This window comes from Streptomyces sp. NPDC051582 (genome assembly GCF_040681715.1).
Classification (GTDB): Bacteria; Actinomycetota; Actinomycetes; order Streptomycetales; family Streptomycetaceae; genus Streptomyces.
The window spans coordinates 95691-109965 of record NZ_JBFAZJ010000009.1 but is presented as its reverse complement, the minus strand read 5'-3'; the positions used below and the strand labels follow the sequence as shown (position 1 = coordinate 109965).

The window sequence follows — 14275 nt, the reverse complement described above, 5'->3', positions numbered from 1 at the left end:
GTTCAGGCCTCCGTGGGGGCGAGGCGCTGGAGCTCCGCCTCGGTGGACTTCAGCAGGTCGTTCCAGGCCGCCTCGAACTTCTCGACGCCCTCGTCTTCGAGCAGCTGCACCACATCGTCGTACGAGATGCCCAGCTTCGCGACCGCGTCGAGCTCGGCGCGGGACTGGTCGTACGTGGCGCGCACGGTGTCACCCGTGATCTCGCCGTGGTCGGCGGTGGCCTCCAGGGTGGCCTCCGGCATGGTGTTCACCGTGTTCGGGGCGACCAGGTCGACCACGTACAGGGTGTCCTTGTAGGCCGGGTCCTTGACGCCCGTCGAGGCCCACAGCGGCCGCTGCTTGTTGGCGCCGTGCTTCTCCAGGGCGTTCCACCGGTCGGAGGAGAACACCTCTTCGTAGGCCTCGTAGGCCAGACGGGCGTTGGCGAGGGCCGCCTTGCCCTTCAGGGCCTTCGCCTCGTCGGTGCCGACGGAGTCGAGGCGCTTGTCGATCTCCGAGTCCACGCGGGACACGAAGAAGGAGGCGACCGAGTGGATCAGCGAGAGGTCCAGGCCCGCGGCCTTGGCCTTCTCCAGACCCGCCAGGTACGCGTCCATGACCTCGCGGTAGCGCTCCAGCGAGAAGATCAGCGTGACGTTGACGCTGATGCCCTTGCCGATGACCTCGGTGATCGCCGGCAGGCCGGCCTTGGTCGCCGGGATCTTGATGAGCGTGTTCGGGCGGTCCACCAGCCAGGCGAGCTGCTTGGCCTCGGCGATCGTCGCCGCGGTGTTGTGGGCCAGGCGCGGGTCGACCTCGATGGAGACCCGGCCGTCCTGGCCGTCGGTGCGGTCGTAGACCGGGCGCAGGATGTCGGCGGCGTCGCGGACGTCCGCCGTCGTGATCATGCGGATGGCCTCGTCGACGGTGACCTTGCGGGCGGCGAGGTCGGCGAGCTGCTGCTCGTAGCCGTCGCCGCTGCTGATCGCCTTCTGGAAGATCGACGGGTTGGTGGTGACACCGACCACGTGCGACTGGTCGATGAGCTCGGCCAGGTTGCCGGACGTGATGCGCTTGCGGGACAGGTCGTCCAGCCAGATCGCCACGCCCTCGTCGGAGAGGCGCTTGAGTGCGTCTGTCATGGGAATTGCATCTCCTACTGGTTCGTGTACCGGTGTCAGCGCGCGGCGGCGGTGATCGATTCCCTGGCGGCGGCGGCGACGGCCTCGGGAGTGAAGCCGAACTCGCGGAACAGCACCTTGGCGTCGGCGGAGGCACCGAAGTGCTCCAGCGAGACGATCCGGCCCGCGTCGCCGACGTAGCGGTGCCAGGTCAGGCCGATGCCGGCCTCGACCGCGACGCGCGCCTTGACGGACGGCGGCAGGACGCTGTCCTTGTACGCCTGGTCCTGCTCCTCGAACCACTCGACGGACGGCATCGAGACCACGCGGGCCGGGACGCCCTCGGCCTGCAGCGCCTCGCGCGCGGCGACGGCGAGCTGGACCTCGGAACCGGTGCCGATGAGGACGACCTGCGGCTGCCCGCCCTCGGCCTCGAAGAGCACGTACCCGCCCTTGGCCGCGTCCTCGTTGCGCTCGTAGGTCGGCACACCCTGGCGGGTCAGCGCCAGACCGTGCGGGGCGCCCTTGCCGAACACCTTGGTGTGGCGGCGCAGGATCTCGCGCCACGCGATGACGGTCTCGTTCGCGTCGGCCGGGCGGACCACGTTCAGGCCCGGGATGGCGCGCAGCGAGGCGAGGTGCTCGACCGGCTGGTGGGTCGGGCCGTCCTCGCCGAGGCCGATGGAGTCGTGCGTCCACACGTACGTCACCGGCACGTGCATCAGCGCGGACAGGCGGACGGCGTTGCGCATGTAGTCGGAGAACACCAGGAAGGTGCCGCCGTAGATGCGGGTGTGGCCGTGCAGCGCGATGCCGTTCATGGTCGCGGCCATGGCGTGCTCGCGGATGCCGAAGTGCACCGTACGGCCGTACGGGTCGGCCTCCGGCAGCGGGTTGCCCTTCGGGAGGAAGGACGAGTGCTTGTCGATCGTGGTGTTGTTGGAGCCGGCCAGGTCGGCCGAGCCGCCCCACAGCTCCGGGATGACCGAACCGAGCGCTTCGAGGACCTTGCCGGAGGCCGCGCGGGTGGCGACGCCCTTGCCGGTCTCGAAGGCGGGGAGCTTGTCCTCCCAGCCGGCGGGCAGCTCGTTGGCGTTGATGCGGTCGAACTCGGCCGCGCGCTCCGGGTTGGCGGTGCGCCAGGCGGAGTAGTCCTTCTCCCAGGCGGCCTTGGCCTCGCGGCCGCGGTCCAGCGCCTTGCGGGTGTGCGCGAGGACCTCGTCGGAGACGTCGAAGCTCTTCTCCGGGTCGAAGCCGAGGACGCGCTTGGTGGCGGCGACCTCGTCGTCACCGAGGGCCGAGCCGTGCGAGGCCTCGGTGCCCTGGGCGTGCGGGGCCGGCCAGGCGATGATCGAGCGCATCGCGATGAAGGACGGACGCCCGGTCTCGGCCTTGGCCGCGGCCAGGGCGGCGAACAGCGCCTTCGGGTCGAGGTCGCCGTTCGGCTGCTGCGCGACGCGCTGGACGTGCCAGCCGTACGCCTCGTAGCGCTTGAGGGTGTCCTCGGAGACGGCCGTCTCGGTGTCGCCCTCGATGGAGATGTGGTTGTCGTCCCACAGCAGCACCAGGTTGCCGAGCTTCTGGTGGCCGGCCAGGGCGGAGGCCTCGTGGGAGATGCCCTCCTGGAGGCAGCCGTCGCCCGAGATCGCGTAGACCATGTGGTCGAACGGGGAGGTGCCCTGGGGAGCCTCCGGGTCGAACAGGCCGCGCTCGTAGCGGGCGGCCATGGCCATGCCCACCGCGTTGGCGATGCCCTGGCCCAGCGGGCCCGTGGTGGTCTCGACGCCGGCCGTGTGGCCGTACTCCGGGTGGCCGGGGGTCTTGGAGCCCCAGGTGCGGAAGGCTTCGAGGTCGGCGAGCTCCAGGCCGAAGCCGCCGAGGTAGAGCTGGGTGTAAAGAGTGAGGGACGAGTGCCCCGCGGAAAGCACGAAACGGTCGCGGCCGACCCACTCGGGGTCCGCCGGGTCGTGCCGCATCACCTTCTGGAAGAGGGTGTACGCGGCGGGGGCCAGACTCATCGCCGTGCCGGGGTGGCCGTTACCCACCTTCTGGACCGCGTCGGCGGCCAGGATGCGGGCGGTGTCGACGGCCCGCTGGTCGAGGTCGGTCCAGTCGAGCTCTGTGGTCGTCGGCTTGGTGCTCACCGTGGGTCAGGGCTCCTCTCCACATGTCTGTTAGCCGGTGACGAACGGTGCACCGGCGCGATTCCGAGCCTACCCCCGTGACGGCGTGCAGCTATTCGAGTGCCCGCAGTCCGTCACAACGTCGGCGGCTCCGATCGGACCAACACGAGGCGACCCCCGCGCGGGACGACGTAAGTGCAACGTCTAGAGTGGCGTGGTACGTGCGAGCCTTCAGCGGACCTTTATGTCCGGAGCTTGCTGGTTTCTCTGTCAGGGGTGTGCGTGACGGCCGTCGAATCCCGTCCAGCGGGGGTGCTCGGGACGAGCCCCGGTCACCGGCCGTTCGGGGCCCGGGTCATGGCTTTCGTGGCTTTGACCAAGCCGCGGATCATCGAACTTCTGCTGATCACCACAGTGCCGGTGATGTTCCTCGCCGAACAGGGCGTGCCGTCGCTGTGGCTGGTCCTCGCCACCTGCTTCGGCGGGTACTTGTCCGCGGGCGGCGCCAACGCGCTGAACATGTACATCGACCGCGACATCGACGCGCTGATGGACCGCACCGCGCAGCGGCCGCTGGTGACCGGCATGGTCAGCCCGCGCGAGTGCCTGGCCTTCGGCATCACGCTCGCGGTGGTCTCCACCCTGTTCTTCGGGCTGCTCGTCAACTGGCTGTCGGCCGCGCTCGCCCTCGGTGCGCTCCTCTTCTACGTGGTCGTCTACACGATGCTGCTGAAGCGGCGCACCGCGCAGAACATCGTCTGGGGCGGCATCGCGGGCTGCATGCCGGTGCTCATCGGCTGGTCGGCCGTCAAGAACGAGGTCTCCTGGGCCGCGGTCATCCTCTTCCTGGTCATCTTCTTCTGGACGCCGCCGCACTACTGGCCGCTGTCCATGAAGGTGAAGGAGGACTACGCGCGCGTCGGCGTGCCGATGCTGCCGGTGGTGGCGGGCAACCAGGTCGTGGCGCGCCAGATCGTCCTCTACAGCTGGGTGATGGTGGCGGTCTCGCTGCTGCTGACCCCGCTCGGGTACACCGGCTGGTTCTACACCGCGGTGGCGCTGGCGGCCGGCGGCTGGTGGCTGTGGGAGGCGCACGCGCTGCACGCGCGGGCCAAGGCGGGCGTGACGGGCGTGAAGCTCAAGGAGATGCGCCTGTTCCACTGGTCGATCACGTACGTGTCGCTGCTGTTCGTGGCGGTGGCCGTGGATCCCTTCCTGCGCTGACGCTTCCTCGGTTCATTACCCGCCGGTAGCATGCTGTCCATGGCAGACACCACGGCGGACACCGCAGACAAGAAGCAGGACCGGAAGGCCGCGAAGCTGGCCCGTCAGATCGGCGCGTTCGCCAAGCACCACGGCGGCGCCGAGGGCCAGATCGCGCACATCGGCCAGGCCGGCACCCGGATCGTCCTCGTCGGCACCGACGGCGGCTGGGGCGACCTGGTGGCCCCGACGTACGCGGTGGCCCAGCTGGCCGCCGAGAAGGCCGGCCTGACCCTCCACGAGGAGTTCGACGGCGAGTTCGCCGCGCGTGTCAGGACCGGCCCGTACGAGTGGTCGCGCATGGCCGGCATCCAGCTCGGCGGGGCGGCGAACCCGGCGGCCTGATCGCCGCGGCCGGATCGTGACGGTGGCCGCTCGGTCAACAGCGCGAGCAACACCTCACACCCCGCTCACCCGTTAGGACGTGTGGAAGCCCCTTCCTCACGTCCGCAACGGGATGCCCGGATGATCGAAACGCCGCCCCTGGTGGACCAGTACTGCCACGGAGTGCTCCGTACGGAGCTGGGCCTCGGCACCTTCGAGGCCCAGCTGATCCGCTCGGCCGGCCCGCCCGCCGCCGGGACCACCTTCTTCGACACCCAGACCGGCTTCGCGGTGCGCCGCTGGTGCCCGCCCCTGCTCGGCCTGGAGCCGCACTGCACCCCCGCCCGGTACCTGGCCCGGCGGCGCGAGCTGGGCGTGGTCGAATCCGGGCGCCGGCTGCTGCGCGGCTCCGGCGTCGCCGCCTACCTGGTCGACACGGGAGTGCCCGGCGACCTCACCGTCCCCAAGGAGCTGGCGCTCGCGGGGGACGCCGACGCCTTCGAGGTCGTGCGGCTGGAGCTGCTCGCCGAACAGGCCGCCGACACCTCCGGCACCGTCCCGGCCTTCCTCGCCAACCTCGCCGAGGCCGTCCACCACGCCGCCGCCGCGGCCGTGGCCTTCACCTGCGGTGCGGACGCCGGATATCCCGCCGTGCTCGGGCGGGCCCCCGAGCCGCCCGGCCCGGGCGAGGTGCGGGCGGCGGCCGGGCGCTGGCTGGCCCGGCGCGCCAAGGGTGCGGCCGTACGGGACCCCGTACTCCTGCGGCACCTGCTGTGGAGCGCGGTGGCGACGGGGCTGCCGCTCCAGCTGCACACCGGGGCGGGCGCGGGGGAGCCGGGGCAGCGGCCGCAGGAGGCCGATCCGGCGCTGCTGACGGAGTTCGTACGGGCCACCGCGGGGCTCGGGACCCGGCTGGTGCTGCTCGGCGGGTACCCGTACCACCGGCACGCCGCCCAGCTGGCGGGGGCCTTCCCGCACGTCCACGCCGATCTGGGCGCGGCGCTCGGGCAGAGCGGCGCACGGGCGGCGGGGGTGCTGGCCGAGGTGCTGGAGACCGCCCCCTTCGGCAAGCTGCTGTTCTCCAGCGGCGGGCGCCGGCTGCCCGAACTGCACGCGGTGGGCGCCCTGGTGTTCCGGGAGGCGCTGAGCCGGGTGCTGGGCGGCTGGGTGGGCGACGGCGCCTGGTCCTGGCGGGACGCCGAACGGGTGGCGGCCATGGTCGCGGCGGGCAATGCCCGCCGCGTCTACCGGCTGGACGAGCGGGGGTGAGCCGGTGCCGGTGCCCCGCGGTCCCTGCTCCCGGCTCCTGGCTCCCGGCTCAGACGGAGGAGAGCTGCGGGTCGCCCTGCGCCGGGATCTGCGCCCCGGCCGCGGGCCGCTCCCGCAGGCTGAGCGCCATCCGGAGCACGGCGATCCACACCAGGCAGGAGCCGAGCATGTGCGCGGCGACCAGGACCTCGGGCACGTGGGTGAAGTACTGGACGTAGCCGATGCCGCCCTGCGCGAGCAGCACGATCAGCAGGTCACGGGCGCGGGCCCGGGTGTCGGCCGGCGCGTCGACCACGCGCAGCACCAGCCACATGGCCACGGCGAGCGCGCACACCACCCAGGCGGAGATCGCGTGGACGTGCGCGGTGGCCGCCCAGTCGAAGGGCATCCGCTTGATCTCGCTGCTGTCGCCCGCGTGCGGACCTGAACCGGTGACCACCGTGCCCGCCGCGATCAGCACCAGCGTCGTCGCGATCAGGGCCCAGGAGAGCTTGCGCACCGGACCGGGGACGCGCGGCTTCCGGGCGGCGTCGCCCTCGCCGGTGCGCTGCCAGGTGAGCGTCGTGACCGTGATCAGCGAGGTGGCGAGGAGGAAGTGCCCGGCCACGCTGTACGGGTTGAGCCCCGTCAGGACGGTGATGCCGCCGAGGACCGCGTTGCCCATCACGATGAAGAACTGGAGCCAGCCGAGCCTGGTCAGCGAACGGCGCCACGGCTTGGCCGAGCGGGCGGCGATGATGCACCAGCCAACGGCCGCGCAGAGCACGTACGTCAGCATGCGGTTGCCGAACTCGATGGCCCCGTGGAAACCCTGCGCCTGGGTCACGATCAGGCTGTCGTCGGTGCACTTGGGCCACGTGTCGCAGCCGAGACCGGATCCGGTCAGCCGTACCGCGCCGCCGGTGACGACGATGAGCACGCTCATGACGACCGCGGCGAGCGCGGCCTGCCGGACGATCCGGGGTGACGGGGTCCAGCGGTTGGCGATGAAGGCGAGAGGGGTCAACACGGCCCTTATCGTACGCGGAGCCTTGTGCAAACTTTCACGAGGGGGTGTCCGCGGATCCGTCCGGTGCCGTTCCGGGGCCGGCGGCCGCCCGGAACCGGGCTCCCGCAGGGTCGCCCTCCTCGTGCCACCAGACGCGCAGGCGCCAAGGGACGCCATCGCCCGGGTAGTCGGCGGACGTGGTGAATCCGCGTATCAATTCAGCGCCTATGTCCGCTGCTGTCCTGTTTCTTACTTCTGCCGCGCTGTGCCAGGGATGTTCCGGTACGTTCCACAGCCCGTCAGGACCGCGCACTTCGAAGCGCCACACCGCGAGCCAGGGCGTGACCTCCAGCATCGTGCCCACCTGTTCGGCGCCGAGCCGCAGCCGGCCGGCGATCTCGGACTCGGCCACGCCCTGGATCCGGGCGGCCACCACGGCCTGGGGCAGCAGGGGTTCGGGCAGCAGGCCCCGCGCGCGCAGGCTCACCAGGGAGTCGAAGGACAGGAGGCGCAGCCGCAGTTCGAGCTGGCGGCCGATGTGGTCGAGGGCCTCCTCCGCCTCCTGGGCCTCCTCCGCGCCGGGGGCCGCGCGCAGCAGCTGGCGGAAACCGCCCTCCGCGTCCACCGCCCAGGCCACGGCCTCCTCGGCGGAGCCGAGCTCCGCGAGCCGGTCTCCGAGGAACACCTTGGCCTGGGCGAGTCCGCGCCGGTTGACCGGATCCCGCTGGTCCAGCGCCGCCCACACCTCGACCGCGGCCCGGGTCAGGTCCAGGGCGCGCTCGCCCGCCGCCCGTTCCATCGGGCTCGGGCCGGATTCGGCCGGCGGGCCGAGCGGATGCCGGGGCAGCCGTAGCTCGTCGCTCAGCGGCCAGGACAGCCAGACCCCCTGGTTGATCAGGCCCCGGGCGTACCAGCGCGCGTACTCCGGGGCGTGCCCGGCCGCCTGCCGGCCGTGCCGCAGTCCCTCCTCGACGGCCGCGAGGGCGCCGGCCCGGTCACCGCCGGCGAAGCGGCGCGCCGCCAGGTCGCCCAGGCGCAGGCCGAGGCGCGCCGCGCACTCCGGATCGGTCCGCGCCGGCTCGCGCAGCGCGCCGATCAGCTCCGTCAGCAGCGCCTCGGCCTCGGCCGGCGCCGCCCGTGCGGCCCCCGACCGGATCTGTGCCCATTGGGCGTCCAGCCGTAGAACGTCTTCCCGTTGCGCCATGTCCGCCCCCCGGCGTCCTGGTGTGCCCCGCCCCCGCGGGGCGGCGCCCATCCTGCTGCCAGGTCAACGTCCGGGGGAGGGGATTCACTCCCAGCGGAACAGCTTGGCGGCGGCGCCGAGTCCGAGGACCGCCCATGCGGCGAGGACGGCCACGTCCCCCCACGGCAGCGCGGCGCCGTTCCGCAGGACCTCGCGCAGCCCGTCGGACAGCGCCGAGATCGGCAGCAGCGCCAGGACGGACTGCACCCCTTCGGGGAACTTCTCCATCGGCACGATCACCCCGCCGCCGACCAGCAGCAGCAGGAACACCAGGTTGGCGGCGGCCAGCGTGGCCTCGGCCTTGAGGGTGCCCGCCATCAGCAGCCCGAGCCCGGAGAAGGCCGCGGTGCCCAGCAGGACCAGAGCGGCGACCGCGAGCGGGCTGCCGTGCGGGGACCAGCCCAGGGCGAGGGCGATCACCGTCAGCAGAGCGATCTGGAGCACCTCGGTGACCAGCACGGACAGCGTCTTGGCGGCCATCAGCGCCCAGCGCGGCAGCGGCGAGGCGCCGAGCCGCTTGAGCACCCCGTAGCGGCGGTCGAAGCCGGTGGCGATGGCCTGCCCGGTGAAGGCGGTGGACATCACGGCCAGCGCCAGGATGCCGGGAGCGAGGAAGTCGACCGACTTCCCGGCGCCGGTGTCGACGATGTCCACGGCGGAGAACAGCACCAGCAGCAGGGCCGGGATGATCACGGTCAGCAGCAGCTGCTCCCCGTTGCGCAGCAGCATCCGGGTCTCCAGCGCGGTCTGCGCCAGGATCATCCGGGACACGGGTGCGGCCGCCGGGGCGGGGGTGAACGTACCGGCGCTCATGCGCGCAGCTCCTTGCCCGTGAGTTCCAGGAAGACGTCTTCGAGGGTGTGCCGCTCCACCGAGAGGCTGTTCGGCATCACCCCGTGCTGGGCGCACCAGGAGGCGACGGTGGCCAGCAGCTGCGGGTCCACGGCGCCGGTGACCCGGTAGACGCCCGCGGTGAGCTCGGCGGCCTCGGTGCCGTCGGGCAGCGCCTTGAGCAGCGAGCCGAGGTCGAGGGCGGGCCGGCCGGTGAAGCGCAGGGTGTTCTCGGCCCCGCCGCGGCACAGCTGCTCGGGGCTGCCGTGCGCGATGACCCGGCCGGCGTCGACGATGGCGACCTCGTCGGCGAGCTGTTCCGCCTCGTCCATGTGGTGGGTGGTGAGGACGACGCCCACCCCGTCCGCGCGCAGTTCCCGTACGAGGTCCCAGGTCGCCCGCCGGGCCTGCGGGTCCAGGCCCGCGGTCGGCTCGTCCAGGAAGACCAGCTCGGGGCGGCCGACCACGGCCATGGCCAGGGCCAGGCGCTGCTGCTGGCCGCCGGACAGGCGGCGGTAGGCGGTGCGGCCGCAGCCGCCCAGTCCGAGCCGCTCGACCAGGACGTCCACGTCGAGCGGGTGGGCGTACAGCTTGGCCATGTGGCGCAGCATCTCGACGGCGCGGGCGCCGGAGTAGACCCCGCCGGACTGGAGCATCACGCCGATCCGCGGGCGCAGCGCCTCGGACTCGGCGACCGGGTCGAGGCCGAGGACGCGGACGGTGCCGGCGTCGGGGCGGTGGTAGCCCTCGCAGGTCTCCACGGTGGTGGTCTTGCCCGCGCCGTTGGGGCCGAGGACGGCGGTGACCGAGGCCTTGCGGACGGTGAGGTCGAGACCGTCCACCGCTGTCTTGGGCCCGTACCGCTTCACCAGTCCGCGGATCTCCACGGCGGGGTCGTTGCTCATGCGGGGGAGTCTACGGAGCCGGGGAGGGGGTCCCCGGTCCCGGGGTCGAAGGGTTGCGGACCTGCGCGTTCATGATTTTTTTCAGTCGGTCCGGAGTGCGGCGGCGGGGCCGGCATCCTCGCGCCGCGGCTGCCGGTGGCCGTTTTCGCGGCCATCGGGTCGAACACCGTGTCGCGAACACGGCTCTTTTCAGCCGTGTGGTCCTGGACGGGGCATCCGGTTTCGGTGACCTTTTCCGCACTGTGATGTGCACCGTTCCCGGAACCGTCTTCGGCACGGGATTGCTGGTGGGAGCCGTGCAGCCGGTCACGGGAGGGGCCCCGCAGAATGATGGATCAATCCCTTCCGCTTAACTCTGCGTAGACAAATTAGGTAACCCTTAGTGATAGAGGCCACCAGGAGTGGCCCCGGTCACGGCTTGTCGGGGCTCGACTAATTACGCAACAATGGCGTTGTGAAATACGGCGAACGGATGATCGAGACCCCTCAGGGGGAACTCGCTACCGGGGAGCGGTCAACCCGCAACCGGGTCGCGCGCTCCATCCTGGACCACGGTCCGTCCACCGTCGCCGACCTCGCGGCGCGTCTCGGCCTCACCCAGGCCGCCGTCCGCCGCCACCTCGACGCGCTCGTCGCCGACGACGTGGTCGAGCCCCGCGAGCAGCGCGTCTACGGTGCGCGCACCCGGGGCCGGCCCGCCAAGGTCTTCGCGCTCACCGACTGCGGCCGCGACGCGTTCGACCAGTCCTACGACTCGCTCGCCGCGGACGCACTGCGCTGGATCGCGCAGGCCGCCGGCGGGGGCGAGCAGGGCGAGGCGGCCGTCGCCGCCTTCGCCAGGGCGAGGATGGACGCACAGGCCGAGACCTACCGGGAAAGCCTGGACGCCGCCGCCCCCGCGGAACGCACCGAGGCCCTTGCCAAGGCGTTGACCGCGGACGGGTACGCTGCTACGGCGAAGAGCGCTCCCGGTCCGCACAGCGGTGAACAGCTCTGCCAGCACCACTGCCCGGTCGCCCATGTCGCCGAGCAGTTCCCGCAGCTCTGCGAGGCGGAGACCGAGGTCTTCTCCCGCTTGCTCGGGACGCACGTGCAGCGCCTCGCCACGATCGCCCACGGCGACGGGGTGTGCACCACCTTCATCCCGCGAGGCGCGGGCACCACACAGAACGACACGTCAGCATCTGCCAGCACGGCCGGGAGGAACCCCGCATGACCACGGAGACTGCTCACCCTGAGCTTGAGGGTCTGGGCAACTACGAGTACGGCTGGGCCGACTCCGACGCGGCCGGCTCGGCTGCCAAGCGAGGCCTGTCGGAGGACGTCGTCCGCGACATCTCGGCGAAGAAGAACGAGCCCGAGTGGATGCTGAAGCTCCGCCTCAAGGGCCTGAAGCTCTTCGGCAAGAAGCCCATGCCGACCTGGGGCTCCGACCTCTCCGGCATCGACTTCGACAACATCAAGTACTTCGTGCGTTCCACCGAGAAGCAGGCCGCTTCGTGGGAGGACCTGCCCGAGGACATCAAGAACACGTACGACAAGCTCGGCATCCCGGAGGCGGAGAAGCAGCGCCTCGTCGCCGGTGTCGCGGCCCAGTACGAGTCCGAGGTCGTCTACCACCAGATCCGCGAGGACCTGGAGGAGCAGGGCGTCATCTTCCTCGACACGGACACCGCGCTCAAGGAGCACCCGGAGCTCTTCCAGGAGTACTTCGGCACGGTCATCCCGGTCGGCGACAACAAGTTCGCGTCGCTGAACACCGCCGTGTGGTCGGGCGGCTCGTTCATCTACGTGCCCAAGGGCGTCAAGGTCGACATCCCGCTCCAGGCCTACTTCCGCATCAACACGGAGAACATGGGCCAGTTCGAGCGGACGCTGATCATCGTCGACGAGGACGCCTACGTCCACTACGTCGAGGGCTGCACCGCCCCGATCTACTCCTCGGACTCGCTGCACAGCGCCGTGGTCGAGATCATCGTGAAGAAGGGCGGCCGCTGCCGCTACACGACGATCCAGAACTGGTCGAACAACGTCTACAACCTGGTCACCAAGCGCGCCGTGGCGTACGAGGGCGCGACCATGGAGTGGATCGACGGCAACATCGGTTCCAAGGTCACCATGAAGTACCCGGCCGTCTACCTGATGGGCGAGCACGCCAAGGGCGAGACCCTGTCCATCGCCTTCGCGGGCGAGGGCCAGCACCAGGACGCCGGCTCCAAGATGGTCCACATGGCGCCGAACACCTCCTCGAACATCGTCTCCAAGTCGGTGGCGCGCGGCGGCGGCCGCACCTCGTACCGCGGCCTGGTCGAGATCGGCGAGGGCGCCCACGGCTCCAAGTCGAACGTGCTCTGCGACGCGCTCCTGGTCGACACGATCTCCCGCTCGGACACGTACCCGTACGTGGACGTCCGCGAGGACGACGTCTCCATGGGCCACGAGGCGACCGTCTCCAAGGTCTCGGACGACCAGCTCTTCTACCTGATGAGCCGCGGCATGACCGAGTTCGAGGCCATGGCCATGATCGTGCGCGGGTTCGTCGAGCCCATCGCGCGCGAGCTGCCCATGGAGTACGCACTGGAGCTCAACCGGCTGATCGAGCTGCAGATGGAGGGCTCGGTCGGTTAATCCCGGCCCGCCCGGCACCAGCTCCACGATCCGCGCCCCTGGCGGGCCGAGGATCGTAACGACGTAGACCGTGTTCTTTTCAGAGAGTGAGCAAGACGACAGCCATGGCTGAGGCTCAGAACATTCCGGCCGGGTCCACCACGGCCGGCGCGATCGCGGTGGCCGCCGAGTCCACCGTCGCCACCCGGATGAGCGCACCCCCGTCCTTCGACGTGGCGGACTTCCCCGTCCCCCACGGCCGCGAGGAGGAGTGGCGGTTCACCCCGCTGGCGCGCCTGCGCGGTCTGCACGACGGCACCGCGGTCGCCAACGGCACCATGAAGGCCCAGATCGACGCGCCCGAGGGCGTCACCGTCGAGTCGGTGGAGCGCGGCGACGCGCGCATCGGCAAGGCCGGCACCCCGGTGGACCGGATCGCCGCCCAGGCGTTCTCGTCCTTCGCCAAGGCCACGGTCGTCACCGTGCCCAAGGAGGCCGTCCTGACCGAGCCGGTGCGCGTCTCGCTGCACGGCGAGGGCGGCACGACCTTCGGGCACACCGTCTTCGACGTCCAGGCGTTCGCCGAGGCCGTCATCGTCATCGACCACACCGGTGACGGCGTGCGCGCCGCCAACGTCGACTTCCTCGTCGGCGACGGCGCCAAGCTCACCGTCGTCTCCGTGCAGGACTGGGACGACACCGCCGTCCACTGCTCCCAGCACAACGCGCTGATCGGCCGCGACGCGACCTTCAAGTCCATCGTGGTCACCTTCGGCGGCGACGTCGTACGCCTCCACCCGCGGGTCAGCTACGCGGGCCCCGGCGGCGAGGCCGAGCTCCTCGGCCTGTACTTCACGGACGCCGACCAGCACCAGGAGCACCGCCTCCTGGTCACGCACGACGCCCCGCACTGCAAGTCGCACGTGGTCTACAAGGGCGCGCTGCAGGGCGAGGGCGCGCACGCGGTGTGGATCGGCGACGTCCTCATCGAGAAGAGCGCCGAGGGCACCGACACCTACGAGATGAACCGCAACCTCGTCCTGACGGACGGCGCGCGGGTCGACTCGGTGCCGAACCTGGAGATCGAGACCGGCGAGATCGTCGGCGCCGGCCACGCCTCCGCGACCGGCCGCTTCGACGACGAGCAGCTCTTCTACCTCCAGGCCCGCGGCATCCCGGCCGACGAGGCCCGGCGCCTGGTCGTGCGCGGCTTCTTCGCCGAACTCGTCCAGCAGATCGGTGTCGACGACATCGAGGAGCGCCTGCTCGCCAAGATCGAGACCGAGCTTGAGGCGTCCGTCTGATGACCTACGTCAAGGCCTGTGCGCTGAGCGAGCTGGAGGAGAACACCCCCAAGCGGGTGGAACTCGACGGCACGCCGGTGTCCATCGTCTCCACCGAGGGGGAGGTGTTCGCGATCAACGACATCTGCTCGCACGCGAACGTCTCGCTCTCGGAGGGCGAGGTCGAGGACTGCATGATCGAGTGCTGGCTGCACGGGTCGTCGTTCGACCTGCGCACCGGCAAGCCGTCCGGTCTGCCCGCGACCCGCCCGGTCCCCGTATACCCCGTAAAGATCGACGGGGGCGACGTGCTCGTCTCCCTCACCCAGGAGTCCTGAG

The 14275-nt window shown here is 71.1% G+C and carries 13 protein-coding genes; 7 read left to right on the top strand and 6 right to left on the bottom strand.

The features are described 5' to 3' along the window. Positions 1 to 2: 2 nt before the first annotated feature. Positions 3 to 1121: a transaldolase gene (tal, locus tag AB0M92_RS14615; RefSeq protein WP_366102480.1), complete on the bottom strand. Its 1119-nt coding sequence runs from the start codon at positions 1119 to 1121 to the stop codon at positions 3 to 5. Between the two features lie 35 nt (positions 1122 to 1156). Beyond that, positions 1157 to 3244, bottom strand: coding sequence for a transketolase (tkt, locus tag AB0M92_RS14610; protein WP_366102479.1), 2088 nt, complete (start codon positions 3242 to 3244; stop codon positions 1157 to 1159). Between the two features lie 255 nt (positions 3245 to 3499). Here tkt and AB0M92_RS14605 point away from each other — a divergent pair, with 255 nt between their 5' ends. The 3 genes from AB0M92_RS14605 to AB0M92_RS14595 all read left to right on the top strand — a co-directional run bounded on the left by AB0M92_RS14605 (position 3500) and on the right by AB0M92_RS14595 (position 6079). After that, positions 3500 to 4447: a heme o synthase gene (locus AB0M92_RS14605; protein WP_366102584.1), complete on the top strand. Its 948-nt coding sequence runs from the start codon at positions 3500 to 3502 to the stop codon at positions 4445 to 4447. 30 nt (positions 4448 to 4477) lie between these two features. After that, on the top strand, positions 4478 to 4831 hold the full coding sequence (locus AB0M92_RS14600) for a hypothetical protein (protein WP_366102478.1): 354 nt from the start codon (positions 4478 to 4480) through the stop codon (positions 4829 to 4831). Positions 4832 to 4951: 120 nt separating this feature from the next. Next, positions 4952 to 6079 (top strand): amidohydrolase family protein, encoded by a 1128-nt coding sequence (locus AB0M92_RS14595; protein ID WP_366102477.1) that lies wholly within the window; start codon positions 4952 to 4954, stop codon positions 6077 to 6079. Positions 6080 to 6128: 49 nt separating this feature from the next. Here the strand turns inward: AB0M92_RS14595 and AB0M92_RS14590 are convergent, their stop codons facing one another. The 4 genes from AB0M92_RS14590 to AB0M92_RS14575 form a co-directional block, all read right to left on the bottom strand. Next, a complete protein-coding gene (locus AB0M92_RS14590) occupies positions 6129 to 7118 on the bottom strand; it encodes a COX15/CtaA family protein (protein ID WP_366102476.1) in 990 nt (329 codons plus the stop codon). A gap of 4 nt (positions 7119 to 7122) precedes the next feature. Beyond that, a complete protein-coding gene (locus AB0M92_RS14585) occupies positions 7123 to 8271 on the bottom strand; it encodes a hypothetical protein (RefSeq protein WP_366102475.1) in 1149 nt (382 codons plus the stop codon). Positions 8272 to 8355: 84 nt separating this feature from the next. Beyond that, positions 8356 to 9123 carry an ABC transporter permease gene (locus AB0M92_RS14580; RefSeq protein WP_366102474.1) on the bottom strand — a complete coding sequence of 256 codons (768 nt, stop codon included), beginning with the start codon at positions 9121 to 9123 and terminating at the stop codon, positions 8356 to 8358. After that, a complete protein-coding gene (locus AB0M92_RS14575; protein ID WP_366102473.1) occupies positions 9120 to 10046 on the bottom strand; it encodes an ABC transporter ATP-binding protein in 927 nt (308 codons plus the stop codon). Before AB0M92_RS14575 ends, AB0M92_RS14580 begins: the two co-directional genes overlap by 4 nt. Before the next feature lie 472 nt (positions 10047 to 10518). Here AB0M92_RS14575 and AB0M92_RS14570 point away from each other — a divergent pair, with 472 nt between their 5' ends. The 4 genes from AB0M92_RS14570 (at position 10519) to AB0M92_RS14555 (ending at position 14274) form a co-directional block, all read left to right on the top strand. Next, a complete protein-coding gene (locus AB0M92_RS14570; protein WP_366102472.1) occupies positions 10519 to 11262 on the top strand; it encodes an ArsR family transcriptional regulator in 744 nt (247 codons plus the stop codon). Beyond that, positions 11259 to 12674: a Fe-S cluster assembly protein SufB gene (sufB, locus tag AB0M92_RS14565; protein WP_030858986.1), complete on the top strand. Its 1416-nt coding sequence runs from the start codon at positions 11259 to 11261 to the stop codon at positions 12672 to 12674. Before AB0M92_RS14570 ends, sufB begins: the two co-directional genes overlap by 4 nt. Positions 12675 to 12778: 104 nt before the next feature. Beyond that, complete coding sequence (gene sufD / locus AB0M92_RS14560) at positions 12779 to 13957, top strand: Fe-S cluster assembly protein SufD (RefSeq protein WP_366102471.1); 1179 nt, start codon at positions 12779 to 12781, stop codon at positions 13955 to 13957. After that, positions 13957 to 14274: a bifunctional 3-phenylpropionate/cinnamic acid dioxygenase ferredoxin subunit gene (locus AB0M92_RS14555; protein ID WP_030160384.1), complete on the top strand. Its 318-nt coding sequence runs from the start codon at positions 13957 to 13959 to the stop codon at positions 14272 to 14274. The genes sufD and AB0M92_RS14555 overlap by 1 nt, the downstream gene beginning before the upstream one ends. Position 14275 lies beyond the last annotated feature (1 nt).

Excerpts from the sequence above, each read along its gene's own strand:
- tal (WP_366102480.1), bottom strand. The coding sequence starts at position 1,121 with ATGACAGACGCACTCAAGCGCCTCTCCGACGAGGGCGTGGCGATCTGG.
- AB0M92_RS14600 (WP_366102478.1), top strand. The coding sequence starts at position 4,478 with ATGCTGTCCATGGCAGACACCACGGCGGACACCGCAGACAAGAAGCAG.
- AB0M92_RS14595 (WP_366102477.1), top strand. The coding sequence starts at position 4,952 with ATGATCGAAACGCCGCCCCTGGTGGACCAGTACTGCCACGGAGTGCTC.
- AB0M92_RS14585 (WP_366102475.1), bottom strand. The coding sequence starts at position 8,271 with ATGGCGCAACGGGAAGACGTTCTACGGCTGGACGCCCAATGGGCACAG.
- AB0M92_RS14580 (WP_366102474.1), bottom strand. The coding sequence starts at position 9,123 with ATGAGCGCCGGTACGTTCACCCCCGCCCCGGCGGCCGCACCCGTGTCC.
- AB0M92_RS14575 (WP_366102473.1), bottom strand. The coding sequence starts at position 10,046 with ATGAGCAACGACCCCGCCGTGGAGATCCGCGGACTGGTGAAGCGGTAC.
- AB0M92_RS14570 (WP_366102472.1), top strand. The coding sequence starts at position 10,519 with ATGATCGAGACCCCTCAGGGGGAACTCGCTACCGGGGAGCGGTCAACC.
- sufB (WP_030858986.1), top strand. The coding sequence starts at position 11,259 with ATGACCACGGAGACTGCTCACCCTGAGCTTGAGGGTCTGGGCAACTAC.
- sufD (WP_366102471.1), top strand. The coding sequence starts at position 12,779 with ATGGCTGAGGCTCAGAACATTCCGGCCGGGTCCACCACGGCCGGCGCG.
- AB0M92_RS14555 (WP_030160384.1), top strand. The coding sequence starts at position 13,957 with ATGACCTACGTCAAGGCCTGTGCGCTGAGCGAGCTGGAGGAGAACACC.